The sequence below is a fragment of the Rhizobium sp. RAF56 genome (genome assembly GCF_052113965.1).
In the GTDB taxonomy this organism is placed as follows: Bacteria; Pseudomonadota; Alphaproteobacteria; order Rhizobiales; family Rhizobiaceae; genus Rhizobium.
This window is the reverse complement of sequence record NZ_JBFRDU010000013.1, coordinates 132,978-146,606: the sequence shown is the minus strand read 5'-3', so window position 1 is coordinate 146,606 and position 13,629 is coordinate 132,978. Positions and strand designations below refer to the sequence as shown.

At 64.3% G+C, this 13,629-nt stretch carries 11 protein-coding genes and 1 pseudogene; 7 read left to right on the top strand and 5 right to left on the bottom strand.

Translation table 11 applies throughout. The features are described from left to right. Window positions 1-11: 11 nt before the first annotated feature. Window positions 12-1,037, bottom strand: a complete 1,026-nt coding sequence (locus tag AB4048_RS13535; protein WP_442202479.1) for a sugar ABC transporter substrate-binding protein — start codon at window positions 1,035-1,037, stop codon at window positions 12-14. A 232-nt stretch (window positions 1,038-1,269) separates the two neighbouring features. Here AB4048_RS13535 and AB4048_RS13530 point away from each other — a divergent pair, with 232 nt between their 5' ends. Together AB4048_RS13530 and AB4048_RS13525 are read left to right on the top strand one after the other, a co-directional pair. After that, window positions 1,270-2,511, top strand: coding sequence for an ROK family transcriptional regulator (locus AB4048_RS13530; RefSeq protein ID WP_442202478.1), 1,242 nt, complete (start codon window positions 1,270-1,272; stop codon window positions 2,509-2,511). Next, on the top strand, window positions 2,495-2,929 hold the full coding sequence (locus AB4048_RS13525; RefSeq protein ID WP_442202477.1) for an RbsD/FucU family protein: 435 nt from the start codon (window positions 2,495-2,497) through the stop codon (window positions 2,927-2,929). The genes AB4048_RS13530 and AB4048_RS13525 overlap by 17 nt, the downstream gene beginning before the upstream one ends. A gap of 64 nt (window positions 2,930-2,993) precedes the next feature. Here the strand turns inward: AB4048_RS13525 and AB4048_RS13520 are convergent, their stop codons facing one another. The 4 genes and pseudogenes from AB4048_RS13520 to AB4048_RS13505 form a co-directional block, all read right to left on the bottom strand. Continuing rightward, window positions 2,994-4,040: a 4-hydroxyproline epimerase gene (locus AB4048_RS13520; protein WP_442202476.1), complete on the bottom strand. Its 1,047-nt coding sequence runs from the start codon at window positions 4,038-4,040 to the stop codon at window positions 2,994-2,996. A gap of 14 nt (window positions 4,041-4,054) precedes the next feature. After that, window positions 4,055-4,240, bottom strand: a pseudogene (locus AB4048_RS13515) (SDR family oxidoreductase); the annotation flags it as partial. Then, window positions 4,233-5,480 (bottom strand): NAD(P)/FAD-dependent oxidoreductase, encoded by a 1,248-nt coding sequence (locus tag AB4048_RS13510; RefSeq protein ID WP_442202475.1) that lies wholly within the window; start codon window positions 5,478-5,480, stop codon window positions 4,233-4,235. The pseudogene AB4048_RS13515 and the gene AB4048_RS13510, both read right to left, overlap by 8 nt. An 87-nt stretch (window positions 5,481-5,567) precedes the next feature. Further along, window positions 5,568-6,890: an alpha/beta hydrolase gene (locus AB4048_RS13505; protein WP_442202474.1), complete on the bottom strand. Its 1,323-nt coding sequence runs from the start codon at window positions 6,888-6,890 to the stop codon at window positions 5,568-5,570. A gap of 334 nt (window positions 6,891-7,224) precedes the next feature. Here AB4048_RS13505 and cydD point away from each other — a divergent pair, with 334 nt between their 5' ends. The 5 genes from cydD (at window position 7,225) to cydX (ending at window position 13,611) form a co-directional block, all read left to right on the top strand. Further along, window positions 7,225-8,964, top strand: a complete 1,740-nt coding sequence (cydD, locus tag AB4048_RS13500) for a thiol reductant ABC exporter subunit CydD (protein WP_442202473.1) — start codon at window positions 7,225-7,227, stop codon at window positions 8,962-8,964. Further along, window positions 8,961-10,652 (top strand): thiol reductant ABC exporter subunit CydC, encoded by a 1,692-nt coding sequence (gene cydC, locus AB4048_RS13495; RefSeq protein WP_442202472.1) that lies wholly within the window; start codon window positions 8,961-8,963, stop codon window positions 10,650-10,652. Before cydD ends, cydC begins: the two co-directional genes overlap by 4 nt. Before the next feature lie 81 nt (window positions 10,653-10,733). Then, the gene (locus AB4048_RS13490) at window positions 10,734-12,314 is read left to right on the top strand and encodes a cytochrome ubiquinol oxidase subunit I (RefSeq protein WP_442202471.1); all 1,581 of its coding nucleotides are present in this window, start codon (window positions 10,734-10,736) and stop codon (window positions 12,312-12,314) included. A 6-nt stretch (window positions 12,315-12,320) separates the two neighbouring features. Continuing rightward, the gene (gene cydB / locus AB4048_RS13485; RefSeq protein ID WP_442202470.1) at window positions 12,321-13,475 is read left to right on the top strand and encodes a cytochrome d ubiquinol oxidase subunit II; all 1,155 of its coding nucleotides are present in this window, start codon (window positions 12,321-12,323) and stop codon (window positions 13,473-13,475) included. A 25-nt stretch (window positions 13,476-13,500) separates the two neighbouring features. Then, window positions 13,501-13,611 (top strand): cytochrome bd-I oxidase subunit CydX, encoded by a 111-nt coding sequence (gene cydX / locus AB4048_RS13480; protein ID WP_442202469.1) that lies wholly within the window; start codon window positions 13,501-13,503, stop codon window positions 13,609-13,611. Window positions 13,612-13,629: the final 18 nt, after the last annotated feature.

Here is a 13,629-nt window from a genome sequence, read left to right as displayed (position 1 = left end):
CACGACGAGGCTCAGCCCCAGCACTTGTCAGTGCCTTCTTTCGTGTCGATGGACTTGAGGCCGGAGACCGGCTTGTCCGTCACCAGCGAGACGCCGGTGTCGTAGAAGGACTTGCCTTCCGTCGGCTTCGGCTTTTCACCGCTGTCGGCGAACTTCTTGATCGCTTCGACGCCGAGGGCGGCCATCATCAGCGGATATTGCTGAGAGGTCGCACCGATCACGCCTTCCTTGACCGACTTGACGCCCGGGCAACCGCCGTCGACAGACACGATCAGAACGTTCTTCTCCATCCCGACGGCCTTGAGAGCCTGATAAGCACCGACTGCGGCCGGTTCGTTGATGGTGTGGATGACGTTGATGCCCGGGTCTTTCTGCAGGAGGTTCTCCATGGCCTTTCGGCCGCCTTCCTCGTTGCCGTTGGTCACGTCATGGCCGACGATGCGCGGATCGTTCTCGTCGCCGATCTTGTTCGGGTCCTTCACGTCGATGCCGAAGCCCATCATGAAGCCCTGGTCGCGCAGCACGTCCACGGTCGGCTGCGAGGGTGTCAGGTCGAGGAAACCGATTTTCGCGGTCTTGGCGCCGTCGCCCATGGTTTCGAGCGCCCACTGGCCGATAAGCTTGCCGGCGAGAAGGTTGTCGGTTGCAAAGGTGGCGTCAGCCGAATCGGCCGGATCGAGCGGCGTGTCGAGCGCGATGACGAGCACGCCTGCGTCGCGCGCCTTCTTGACCGACGGGACAATGCCCTTCGTATCAGAGGCAGTGATCAGGATACCCTTGGCGCCTTCAGCGATGCAGCTTTCAATGGCCGCCACCTGGCTTTCGCTATCGCCGTCGATCTTGCCGGCATAGGACTTCAGCGTCACGCCGAGTTCCTTCGCCTTTGCAGTCGCACCTTCCTTCATCTTGACGAAGAAGGGGTTGGTATCGGTCTTGGTGATAAGGCAGACCGTGGTGTCGGCGGCGTTGGCCGGCATCGCGAAGGCGACGCCGAGGGCAAGGCCTGCGAAAGCGGCAGTCAAAACAGATATCTTCATGTAATCCTCCCAAGGATTGAAAAGGCCGGAACGGGCAGTTCCGGGCAGGGCGCGACCGAACGCTTCGGGAAATCTTTCCGACAGCTCCTCCAAGCCGTGTCGCATCCTCCACAGCTCTAATTTAGAGCGCAAACACGAACCTGTGTCAATAAATAAATCCAATTGAATTAATAATTGGATGTGGCATGCTGTCTGGAAATAGGGCATGGCCATGTACGGGAGGAATCGGCCAATGTCGTCCTTGGAGGGCCCCTCGTCGGGCCGGCCTCAGATTCTCGATCCGAGCGGAGGAGCAAACCAGATCCGCGTGCGGGCCTATAACGAGCGGCTCGTGCTTTCGCTTGTCCGGCGGCACGGAGAGCAGTCGAAGGCCGAGATTACGCGGCGAAGCGGCCTGTCGGCGCAAACCGTCTCCGTCATCATGCGCGCGCTGGAGAAGGAAGGACTGCTGGCGCGCGGGACACCGATCCGCGGCCGCGTTGGTCAGCCGTCCGTCCCCATGCGGCTCAATCCGGACGCCGTCCTTTCCTTCGGGGTCAAGATCGGCCGACGCAGCGCCGACCTGGTGCTGATGGATTTCGTCGGCCGCATCCGGCTTCAGGTTCACAAGACCTACCGCTATCCGCTGCCGCAGGAGCTGATGGCCTTTATCACCGACGGCATTCGACAGCTCGAGCGCCAGCTTTCCGAAAGCGAGCGTGGACGGGTCGCGGGCATTGGCATTGCGGCTCCCTTCGAGCTGTGGAACTGGGCGGAAGAGGTGGGCGCCCCCCAGGGCGCGATGGACGTGTGGCGGGACTTCGATCTCCAGGCGGAAGTCGCCGAGCGCGCCTCCTATCCCGTCTTCCTCCAGAACGACGCGACGAGCGCCTGCGGCGCCGAGCTCGTCTTTGGCGTCGGGCCACGCTACCCGGACTTCGTCTATTTCTTTCTCGGATCCTTCATCGGCGGCGGTATCGTCCTCAATTCCGCGATATTCGTGGGCCGAACCGGAACGGCTGGGGCGATCGGTCCCCTGCCCGTGCGCGGGCGTGACGGCGAAACCCGACAACTGCTCGATATCGCTTCGATCTTCGTGCTCGAAAACCTGCTGAAGGAACACGGCATCGATCCGCAGCCGCTTTGGTATTCGGCCGACGACTGGATCGATTTCGGCCCGCCGCTGGAGACCTGGATCGACGATACCGCCAAGGCCCTGGCGCAGGCGATCGTCGCCGCCGCCTCGATCATTGACTTCAGCGCCGCCGTGATCGACGGCGGCTTCCCCGGTTGGGTGCGCGAACGCGTCGTGCGGGCAACCGCGAGAGCCGTCTCCGCGCTCGACCTGCAGGGCGTCGTCCTGCCTGAGATCATCGAGGGTGCGGTCGGCGCCCAGGCGCGCGCCATCGGCGGCGCGAGCCTGCCGATCTTCGCCCGCTATCTCATCGACCAGAACGTCCTCTTCAAGGAGATCGACCATGCTGAAGGGCATTGATCCGCTGCTGGCGCCGGACCTGCTGGCGACGCTCCGCGCCATGGGCCATGGCGACGAGATCGCCCTCGTCGATGGCAATTACCCCGGCCTCACCGACGCCCGCCGCCTGATCCGGCTGGACGGCCACGGCGTCATACCCGTGCTGGAAGCAATTCTATCAGTGCTGCCGATCGACGATTTCGTGTCGCACGCCATCTTCCGCGCCACAGTCAAGCAGGACATCGATGCACTTGATCCAGTGCATCAGGAGATGATCGCCGCTTGCGGCCGGCATGTGCCCGATATCCGCGTCATCCCGCTTGCGCCGGCGGATTTCTACAAGCGTGTCCGAGAGGCGCATGCGCTCGTCCAGACGAGCGAGCCGCGCCTCTACGGCAACATCATCCTGCGCAAGGGCGTCATCTACCCAGTTCGCTAAGCAGTTGCCGCTGACGACAGGCGATACCAGGTTATGCGGACCCCGGATTATTGGTCTAGGCGAGCTATTTGGCCCCGATCTCGCCGGCAGAGGGTCCCCAGACGTCGGTCATCGCGAAGCCGTCCGCCATCGGGTCGAAGGGGTCGAGTGCCACTTGCGAGAGACCGAACGTGAAGCCCCGGCCGGTGATCGTCGGAATGATGGCCGGATTGCCCGCGACCGTGGTTTCAGCCGCGAGACCGACCTCGAATTCCGAGCCGATGATGGAACGCGACTTGAAGATGTCGCCGACCTTGGCCTTGCCGCGGGCGTGCAGCGTCGCGAGATTTGCGGAATTGCCGGTGCCGCAGGGTGAGCGGTCGGCGCGGCCGGGCCACATGGTCGTGCAGGTTCGGATCGCCCCGTCGGGATCGATATCGCGGAACATCACATAGGCGACGCCGGAGATCGCCGGGATCTGCGGATGCACCACCGGGATCGTGCGGTTGATGAGATCCTTCAGCACCATCCCCGCCTTAACGAGGGCGGCGGCGTTGCCCTTCTCGATGGTGAGCTCCACCTGCCCGACATCGACCAGCGCATAGAAGATGCCGCCATAGCAGATGTCGACCTTGATCGTCCCCCACTCCGGGGTGGCAAGCGCCACATCGAGCTCGTGCACGAAGGACGGCACCATGGTCAGCTTGACCTTTTCGCAGCGTCCATCCCGGCAGGTGGCCGTCGCCTTGACGAGGCCGGCGGCCGTGTCGAGCGTGACGACCGTTTCCGGCTCCTTCATCTCGACAATCCCGGCTTCGAGCAGCGCCGTGGTGACGCAGATCGAATTCGAGCCGGAGCTCGCATGCGCCTGGTCCGGCTGCAGGATGATGAAACCGGCATCGGCGTCCGGATGCTTGGCCGGCAGCAGCAGGTTGACGGAGCCGATCGGCGCGCCGCGCGGTTCTAACACCAGCAGCCGCCGCAACTCCTCTCCCTTCGGGTCGGTGTTCATCCAGTGGAGCTGTTCGGCGATCGTGTTGCCGGGGATCTTCGGCACGCCGCCGATCGCGACCTTGCCGATCTCGCCTTCGCAATGAACGTCCAGAAGCTGGATCGTGCGCTTCCATCTCATCTCGATATCTCCAATCAAACGTCGCGAGTAATGCCGCCGTCAACGCGGATGTTCTGGCCCGTGATGTAGCCTGCACCGTCCGACAGCGGGAAGGCCGCGGTCTTGGCGATCCCGCCCACTTTGCTGGCGGCTTCCGGCTTGTGGTGCAGGCTGTCGATATAACCGGGAAGGACGCAGTTCATGCGGATGTTCCTAGTAGCGATTGATGCGGAACGGGGTCATATCGACCGGCGGCTTTTCGCCGGTCATCATATCGGCGAGTAGCCGGGCTGTCGTGGCCGAAAGCGTCAGCCCCAGGTGGCCGTGACCGGTTGCGTACCAGACACCCGGAATGCGCGACGACGGCGAGATGATCGGGATGGTATCAGGCAAGGCGGGACGATGGCCCATCCAGTCCTTGGCGTCCTCCACTTTCAGCCTCGGCAGCACGCGCTGCGCATGGCGCACGAGGACGCGGGGTCGGCGGTAGTCCGGTGCGGCATCAAGACCCGCCAGCTCCACATTGCCGCCGACGCGAATGCCACCGGCCGTCTGCGTGACCATAAAGGCGCGATGTGGCCAGATGATCGAATACCGCATCGAAATGCCGGGCTTCATGATCTGCGTATGATAGCCGCGCTCGGTCTCGAGCGGGATCGGCTCGCCGAGCGTCTCGGCAAGGGTGCGGGTGGGAACGCCGGCCGCCAGCACGACGTCATGGGCTTCCAGCCGGCGACCGTCGGAAAGACGAAGCGAGACGGATCCGTCAGGCTTGCGCTCCAGCCCTTGCGCCTCGCCGGAAACAAAGCTGGCGCCGGCGGCCTTGGCCGCCTCGACCAGTTTCAGCACCAGATGATAGGGATCGCGGATCGATTTGTTGTTCGGGAGCAGCACGGCCTTTGCGACCTTCCGCGACAGCGCCGGCTCGTGGTCCTGGATTTCTCCGCCGCTCAGCACGCGGTGTTCGAAGCCGTAGCGCAGCATCGTCTCGATATGGCCGCGGTCACCGGCGAATTCCGCCTCGGTCTCGTAGATCGCCAGGCAACCTTCCTCGGTCATCAGATCCGGCGCGCCGATGGCGTCGAGCATCGGCCTGAAGTCGTCGAGCCCGCGCCGGCAGAGACTCATACCGGCATCCTCGATCTCCTTGAGGCGGGAAGGCCGGCCGGCGGCGACGAAGCGCAGGAACCACGGCAGCATTTTCGGCGCGTAGGACGGCCGCAGCCAGACAGGACCCTCCGGGTCGAGCAGCCAGCGCGGTATCCGCCGCCAGGTCGTCGGGCCGGAACCAGCGGCAAAGTCGAGCGCGATGCTTGCCATGTTGCCGAAGGACGTGCCCTGCCCCGGCTCGCCTTTGTCCAGAAGCGTCACTTGCCGCCCGCGCCGCTGCAGTTCAAAGGCGATCGCCGCGCCGATAATACCGGCGCCGACGACGATCACCGTCCTGTTATCCTTGCCCATCCTTCTCACCCGTCCATCCAACAGCGGCGCGCTCCAAGCGGCGCGTATGTACCGGAGCGTGATATATCAGACTGGCGATGCTGCCTATCAATTTTTTGGCTGGGCACGCGGCGATTGGACACCGCCACTGCCGACCGGCACGGGCCTGTCGCCAAGGGTGGCTTCGAAGGAATCGCCGACCGAACCCACGGTATTGCCCACGGATTGGCCGAGGCGCTGCACCTGATCGCCGTAGCTGTCGCGCGTTCGGCGGTCGAAGACGGCAATCGGCGTGCTGACGGCGACGCTTGCCGCCGAACCGACGGTTTCGGCAGCACCCATCGCGACCGCGCCGATCGCCTCGCCAAGCCCGATGTCGTTGTCGGTGATCGTCTGGCCGGCCAGGAGGCGGGTGCCGATCAGTTGCACCACTTCAGGGCTTGCCGCAAACTTGCCGTGGTTGAGGCGGTCCCCCGCCCGAAGCCTGGTAAGATCGATCACGGTAATGCCAAGATTTTCCAGCGCAGCGCTATTGGCCTCGGAGAAAGGATCGATCTGGCCGAGCCGGTCGACGCTGCCGGCGAGGCGGCGCGACATGCCGAGCGCGCGGTCGTTCTGTGAGACGAACACGGTAAGGTGCGGCCTGTCCTTGCCGAGCGCTGCGAACTGGGATGCGAAGACATCGACGTCGAGATCCGGCGAGGCCAGAATGACATTGTCGATCTTCGGCATGACGCGGCCATCGCGGATCGCCATTTGCCGCAAGGATTCCATTGCAAGCCAGGCGCCCATCGAATGTGCCATGACAGTCACTTCGCCGACAGACGGGTTGGTCGCCACGCGGCGCAGCAATTCCTCCAGCGCATCACGGCTGAAATTGGTGCTTTCGCGGTCGTAGACATAGCTGAAGACGCTCGCACGCGACGGCCAGGTGAAGACGATCGGCGCGACGTCCGCATGGGAATCGTGGACGATCTGGGCGAAGCGATAGACCGCTTCCTCGTAACGATTGTTGAAGCCGTGGACGAAGACGAGCACGTGTTTGCTCTTCGGCAGATTGTCGTTCAGCCAGTTCCGGTTTTCCGCGAGGCTGAGCAGCGGCGTGACGGCGGCGGTTACGAAATTGCGGGAAGGGTCGCCCGGAATGCGCGAGGGCCACTGCACCTGCCCGATCTCCCGGTTCGGCGGGATCGAAACGGTAACGGCATCGGTCTTCAGACCGGTGCCGCGCTCACCGGAAAACAGGATAGCCGCGTTCGTGTCGGGCCTGCGGGTCGTGGCGACGAGCAGATCGACCTTGGTGGTTCCGGGGGTGGCCAGCGCCGTCGGCGACAAGGGCTCCATCACGCCAATCGGCCGGCCGCAACCGGCAAGCGCCAGAATGAGGGCTATCGTCAGGCAGCCGATGGTTCTCTTTCGCATACCCGCCACTATGCCTGCACTGTCATTGATCGCCGCTCCCGTGCGTGGCAGCGGTCAGATCCCCGCGCACCATGCCTGACACTCTTACGCATTCGATGTGACAGCACAATCGTCGCTGCGCCGCGCAAAAATATCCGCCTGACTTGACTCAAGTCAAATCCCAATGCGACCTTGCCGCCTATAAGTTGATGAAGCTCAACGAAAAAGGCGTTTGCGGCCGCATCCGGCGCGACTCCTGAAACGGCGTGGATTGACGCATGCGTAATCTGCCGATTGCCAAGGTCAGACCCCAAGACGCTGCGGATGACGCCGTTCGCTTCGGCTACAACCGGAGTGCAGCGCAATGACCGCCGTCTTCTTCGAGGATCAACAGCCGGGCAACGTGCGAGCCGCCGCCTCAGCCGCAGCAGTGGAACACGGTGCTGGGAATAGACGGCGCTCGTTTGGCGCGCCGCTATTGCGCGCGGGCCTCGTCCAGTCCGCCGCATCGCTGATATGGGTTCCGCAGGCTGCGTTGATATCTCGCGCGGTTGGTGAGATGAGCGCCGGCGGCGGCATGAAAGCCGTGCTTCCGCTGGCACTTCTCGTACTCGCGCTCGGGGCCGTGCGCGCCGGCCTTGATGCCCTTGGCGCGCGGATGGCCTTTCGCCACGCAAGGGCCGAACTTTCGAAATCCCGCGAGCGGGCGGTCCTTGCGCTCAGCCGCTACTCCCCGATCGACAGGAGCCGTCCAGCCTCCGGTTTTGCCGCCTCGCTCATCGCCGAGCAGGCCGAGACGATCGTTCCCTATCTCGCCCGCTTCCAGCCGGTGCGGTTGAAGGTCGGCATCGTGCCGCCCGTGCTCTTGCTTTGTATCCTGCCGGTCTCCTGGATCGCGGGGCTGACGCTTCTGCTGACGGCGCCTCTCATCCCGCTTTTCATGGCGCTGATCGGCTGGCGCGCCAAAGCGGCGAGCGAAAAACACCTGCGCGAGAGCGGCAACCTCAACGCATTCCTCCTCGACCGCCTGAGGGGGCTCGCCACCATCCGGGCCCTCGATGCCGTCGAGACGACCGCAATCCGCCTGAAGGCGGAGGCGGCGTCACTCAGGCAACGGATCATGGCAGTGTTGAAAGTCGCTTTCCTCTCGTCGGCGGTGCTGGAACTCTTTTCCGCGCTCGGCGTGGCTGCGATCGCCGTCTACGTGGGCTTCAGCCTGCTGGGCGCAATCACGGTTGGCAGCTGGGGCACACCGTTGTCGCTGGTGGAAGGCCTCTTCATTCTCCTCCTCGCACCCGCCTTCTTCGAGCCGCTGCGTGAGCTTTCCGCCGTTTGGCACGACCGGGCCGCGGGTCAGGCAGCGCTTGAGGCGCTAGAGGAACTCTCGGCGTCGCCGTCCGCCATGGTCGGCGGCGACGAGTTTTTGAACCACGCATCGGCCGAACGCGGCCCTGCCGCAATTCGTATCGACCGCCTCAGGTTCCGCCATGCCCCCGGAGAGCGGGCGATCGTCGACGACTTCAACCTCGCGATCTCGCCGGGCGAGCACGTGGCATTGCTCGGCGCCAGCGGCAGCGGCAAGACGACGCTGCTTTCGCTGATCGCAGGGCTTGCCCCGCATGAGGCCGGCGCAATCATGGTCGGTGGCCGGAGGCTGGACGCTGGAACGGCCTTCGATCTTCGCGGCCGCATGGCGTGGGTGGGGCAGCAGCCGCACATCTTCGCCGGCACGATAAAGGGCAACATCAAGCTCGGCAGGCCGGATGTTTCGGACCGTGCGGTGGCCGAAGCGATCAGCCGCCTGCACCTCGACAAGGTCGCCGACAGTACGTCTGCTGTCGGCGAAGCAGGCCTCGGGCTTTCCGGCGGCGAAGCGCTCCGGCTCGCACTCGCCCGCATCGCGGCCGACGAAAAGGCCGATATCATTCTTGCCGACGAGCCGACCGCCCACCTCGACGCCGACACGGCGGCGGCAATCACCGATGCGCTGCTTTCGCTCGCCGAGGGGCGCACCCTTGTCGTCGCCACCCACGACCCGCTGTTGGCAGCGCGCATGCATCGCATCATCCGCCTCGGCGAAGCAGATCGGGAGGATGCGGCATGACATCCATCGCGGCGACGCTTGCGCCGGTCATCAGGCTGTTTCTGAAGGAGCACGGTCGGACGCTTCTTCTTGGCGCGTTGCTTTCCGCCGTCACGGTGCTTGCGGGGATCGCTCTGCTTGGCCTTTCCGGCTGGTTCATCGCGGCAACCGCCTTTGCCGGACTAACGGTCGCAACCGCCACGACCTTCGACGTCTTTGCGCCGTCCGCCGGCATCCGCCTTCTTGCGATCGGCCGAACGGCCGCCCGCTACAGTGAGCGCGTCGTCACGCATGACGCGACGTTGCGGGTGCTTGCCTCACTGCGGGAGCAGCTGTTTCGCGGCTGGGCCCGCCCTGGCGCTGCTGCCCTTTTGCGCAGACGGCCGGCGAGATTGCTCTTCCGCCTTACCGCCGACATCGACGCTCTCGACGCGCTCTATCTGCGCGTCCTCATTCCCGCCGTTGTCGCAATCCTCTCGGCGCTCCTCGTCGGCTTGATGCTTGGTTTTCTGCATCCGTTGTTCGGCGCTGTTGTTGCCGGCTGGCTGATCGTCAGCGGCCTCGCCATCCCCAGCGTCGCCGGCAGGCTTGCGTTGAAGCCAGCGCGCCGCCGGGCGCATGCGATCGAGGCTCTGCGCGCGCGGACCATCGACCTCGTAGCCGGCCAGACGGATCTCCTGATGGTCGGGCGCCTTGGCGCTCAGCGTGCCGCCATCGTCGAGGCTGATTGTCGGCTCGTTCAAGCAGACGATGCGTTGAACCGGATCGACGGTGCCGCCACTGCCGCCTTCGGCTTCGCCGCAACCATCCTGTTGACCGGCAGCCTGCTTGCGGTCACCGCACTCTGCGAGGCCGGAACGATCAGCACACCCGTTGCCGTGCTCGGGCTGCTCACCGCCCTTGCCGCAACCGAACCCTTCGCCGCACTTCGGCGCGGCGCGCTGGAGCTTGGGCGAACGCTGCTGGCGGCACGGCGCGTTACCCCTTCGCTCGCAGTGGACGAGGCGACGGCTCAAATCCCCTCGCCGCCCGAAGGTGTTGACGTTGCGCTGACCCATGTCTTCGCCCGTCATCCGAGCGCCGCGCGGCCGGCACTTTGCGATGTCACGCTGTCGATCGTGGCGGGCGAGCGGCTGGCGCTGGTCGGCGCAAGCGGCGCCGGAAAATCGACGCTGCTTTCGCTGATTGCGGGAGAGCTTGCACCGGAAAGCGGAACGCTACTCTGTCGCAAGGCGACGACGCTGACGCAGCGGACCGAACTCTTTCAGGATACGCTTCGTGACAATCTAAGACTGGCCGCCAGCCAGGCTGACGATGAAGCCCTGCGCAACGCCCTTGCGGCCGCCGGGCTCGGCCCGACCGTCGAAGCGCTGCCGAACGGCCTCGATACCGAGCTCGGCGAAGGCGGTCTCGGCCTCTCCGGCGGTCAATCGCGGCGTCTGGCCCTGGCGCGCGTCTTCCTGCGAGACACGCCCTTGTGGCTGGTCGATGAGCCGACCGACGGGCTCGACGCCGAAACCGCTTTTGACGTTCTTAGCCGGCTCGACGCCCGCGCGCGCGGCGTCACGCTTGTTATCGCCACCCATATCCGCCGCGAGGCCAACCTCGCCGACCGTATCGTCGTGCTCGACCGCGGCCGCGTGGTCGCGGCCGTGCGGCGCGGCACCGCCGAATTCGATGACGCTCTTGCCCGGCTGCGGCCGGACTGAGGGGCAGGAGCAACTGCATGCCCGCCGCGCCGGGACGCGTGGCGGTTACGAATGACCCCGTGGGACCGTGGGAGTAAGATAATGGAACTCGATATCGTGGCGCTGTCGCGCCTGCAGTTCGCCATGACGGCGCTCTATCACTTTCTGTTCGTGCCGTTGACGCTCGGTCTCTCCGTGCTGCTTGCCATCATGGAGACGACCTACGTCATGACCGGGCGGCAGATCTGGCGTCAGATGACGAAATTCTGGGGCGTCCTGTTCGGCATCAACTTCGTGATGGGTGTCGCAACCGGCATCGTCATGGAATTCCAGTTCGGCATGAACTGGAGCTACTACAGCTATTATGTCGGTGACATCTTCGGCGCGCCGCTGGCGATAGAGGGTCTGATGGCCTTCTTCCTCGAGGCGACCTTTGTCGGGCTGTTCTTCTTCGGATGGGACAAGCTCTCCAAGGTCGGGCACCTGGCGGCGACCTGGGCGGTCGCGCTCGGCTCGAACTTCTCCGCTCTGTGGATCCTGATCGCCAACGGCTGGATGCAGAACCCCGTCGGCTCCGCCCTCAACACGCAAACGATGCGCATGGAAGTGACAAGCTTCTACGACGTGATCTTCAATCCGGTCGCGCAGGCGAAGTTCGTCCACACGGTCTCAGCCGGCTATGTCTGCGCGTCGATCTTCGTGCTCGGCGTCTCGGCCTGGTATATCCTGAAAGGCCGGCATGTGGAGCTTGCCAAGCGGTCGATGACGGTGGCGGCCTCCTTCGGCCTTGCCGCGGCGCTGTCGGTCGTCGTGCTCGGCGACGAAAGCGGCTACCTCTCGACCGAACAGCAGAAGATGAAGCTCGCCTCGCTCGAGGCGATGTGGGAGACGGAACCGGCGCCCGCCTCCTTCACCCTCATCGGCTTTCCCGACCTGCAGGCTCGCGAGACCCACTATGCGATCCGCGTACCCTGGGTGATGGGCCTCATCGGCACCCGCTCGCTGACGACCGAAATTCCCGGCATCAACAATCTCGAGGAGAGGGCGAAGACCCGCATCCGCGACGGCATCAAGGCCTATGACGCGCTGATGAAGATCCGTGCGGCACCGACGCCGAACGACGTGGCCCAGGAGGTCCGCTCCTCCTTCGAGGATCTCGGCCATGCGCTCGGCTATGGTCTGCTGCTGAAACGCTATGTCGACGATCCGCGGCAGGCGACGGAGGCACAGATCGACCTTGCCGCACGCGACACGATCCCGAACGTCCCTGTGCTCTTCTGGTCCTTCCGAATCATGGTCGGGCTCGGCATGTTCTTCATTCTGTTGACGGCGATCTTCTTCTGGCTTTCAGCGCGCCGGCAGCTCGACCGCTACCGACCGCTGCTTAAGATCGCACTTTTTTCCATCCCTCTTCCATGGATCGCCATCGAGTTCGGTTGGGTGGTCGCCGAGTACGGCCGTCAGCCGTGGACGATCGAGGGTGTGTTGCCGACGGCGGTTGCCGTCTCCAACCACGGCGCAGCCACGGTGCTTCTGACCATCGTCGGCTTTGCAGCGATCTACAGCGTGCTGATCGTCATCGAAATGATCCTGATGCTGAAGGCGATCGTCAAAGGACCGGAACCCGACGACGAGCCGGAAGCCGAGCTGATTTCAAAAACCATTGTGCCCGCTGCGGAGTAACCGGCCATGATCCTGCACGAACTCATCGACTACGAAACGCTCCGCATCATCTGGTGGCTGCTGCTCGGCGTACTTTTGATCGGTTTCGCCGTGATGGACGGCTTCGACCTTGGCGTCGGGACGCTGCTCCCCTTCGTCGCCAAGACGGATACGGAACGGCGCATCGCCATCAACACGATCGGCCCCGTCTGGGAAGGCAATCAGGTCTGGCTGATCCTCGGGGGCGGCGCCATCTTCGCCGCCTGGCCGCCGCTCTACGCGGTCTCCTTCTCCGGTTTCTATCTGGCGATGTTCGCAATCCTCTGTGCGCTCATCCTGCGGCCCGTCGGCTTCAAGTACCGCTCGAAGCGTGACTCGGCCCGGTGGAAGGCTGGTTGGGACTGGGCGCTTTTTATCGGCGGCTTCGTGCCGTCGCTGATCTTCGGCGTCGCAGTCGGCAACGTGCTGCAGGGCGTGCCCTTCCGCTTTTCCGACGACATGCACATCTTCTACGAGGGCTCCTTCTTCGGATTGCTCAATCCCTATGCGCTGCTATGCGGCCTGCTCTCCGTCGCGATGCTCGTGATGCACGGCGCGGCCTGGCTGCAGCTGAAGGCGACCGGGCCGGTTGCGGATCGGGCGCGCAGCTACGGCAGCAGGGCAGCGCTTGCCGTAATCGTGCTCTTCGCGCTCGGTGGGCTGTTTCTCTGGGCCGCGGTCGAGGGCTATCGCATCACCAGCGAGATCATCACGATGGGGCCGTCGAACCCGCTCCTCAAGACCGTCGAGCGCCAAGCCGGCGTGTGGTTCGCCAACTATGCGGCACATCCGTGGATGCTGCTTGCGCCTATCCTCGGCTTTGCGGGTGCGCTTGCGGCCTGGGGCGCGATGCGGGCGCGGCGCGAGATCGCGGGCCTTCTCTTCAGCAAGCTCTCGATCTTCGGCATCATCTCGACCGTCGGCGTCTCGATGTTTCCGTTCATCCTGCCGTCCTCGCTCGATCCGCGCGCAAGTCTGACCGTCTGGGACGCCTCGTCGAGCCACATGACGCTGTTCATCATGCTCGTGGCGACGGTGATCTTCCTGCCGATCATCCTCGCCTACACGAGTTGGGTCTACTACGTCCTCTGGGGCAAGGTGGACGCCGCATCCGTCGACGACAAGGGCGGACACGCCTACTAAGGGCTCAAGCAAAGGAACGACGACGATGTGGTATTTTTCCTGGATTCTCGGCCTGTCGCTGGCGGCCGCCTTCGCTGTCCTCAACGCCATGTGGTACGAGCTCATGGACGACGAAGCGAAAAAGAAGCGCAAATGATCGTGGTCGCGCGGCTTA

What these genes read in the sequence shown, in the direction of transcription:
- AB4048_RS13535 (WP_442202479.1), bottom strand. Translation starts at nt 1,037, where the DNA reads ATGAAGATATCTGTTTTGACTGCCGCTTTCGCAGGCCTTGCCCTCGGC.
- AB4048_RS13525 (WP_442202477.1), top strand. Translation starts at nt 2,495, where the DNA reads ATGCTGAAGGGCATTGATCCGCTGCTGGCGCCGGACCTGCTGGCGACG.
- cydD (WP_442202473.1), top strand. Translation starts at nt 7,225, where the DNA reads ATGACCGCCGTCTTCTTCGAGGATCAACAGCCGGGCAACGTGCGAGCC.
- AB4048_RS13510 (WP_442202475.1), bottom strand. Translation starts at nt 5,480, where the DNA reads ATGGGCAAGGATAACAGGACGGTGATCGTCGTCGGCGCCGGTATTATC.
- cydX (WP_442202469.1), top strand. Translation starts at nt 13,501, where the DNA reads ATGTGGTATTTTTCCTGGATTCTCGGCCTGTCGCTGGCGGCCGCCTTC.
- AB4048_RS13520 (WP_442202476.1), bottom strand. Translation starts at nt 4,040, where the DNA reads ATGAGATGGAAGCGCACGATCCAGCTTCTGGACGTTCATTGCGAAGGC.
- cydC (WP_442202472.1), top strand. Translation starts at nt 8,961, where the DNA reads ATGACATCCATCGCGGCGACGCTTGCGCCGGTCATCAGGCTGTTTCTG.
- cydB (WP_442202470.1), top strand. Translation starts at nt 12,321, where the DNA reads ATGATCCTGCACGAACTCATCGACTACGAAACGCTCCGCATCATCTGG.
- AB4048_RS13490 (WP_442202471.1), top strand. Translation starts at nt 10,734, where the DNA reads ATGGAACTCGATATCGTGGCGCTGTCGCGCCTGCAGTTCGCCATGACG.
- AB4048_RS13530 (WP_442202478.1), top strand. Translation starts at nt 1,270, where the DNA reads ATGTCGTCCTTGGAGGGCCCCTCGTCGGGCCGGCCTCAGATTCTCGAT.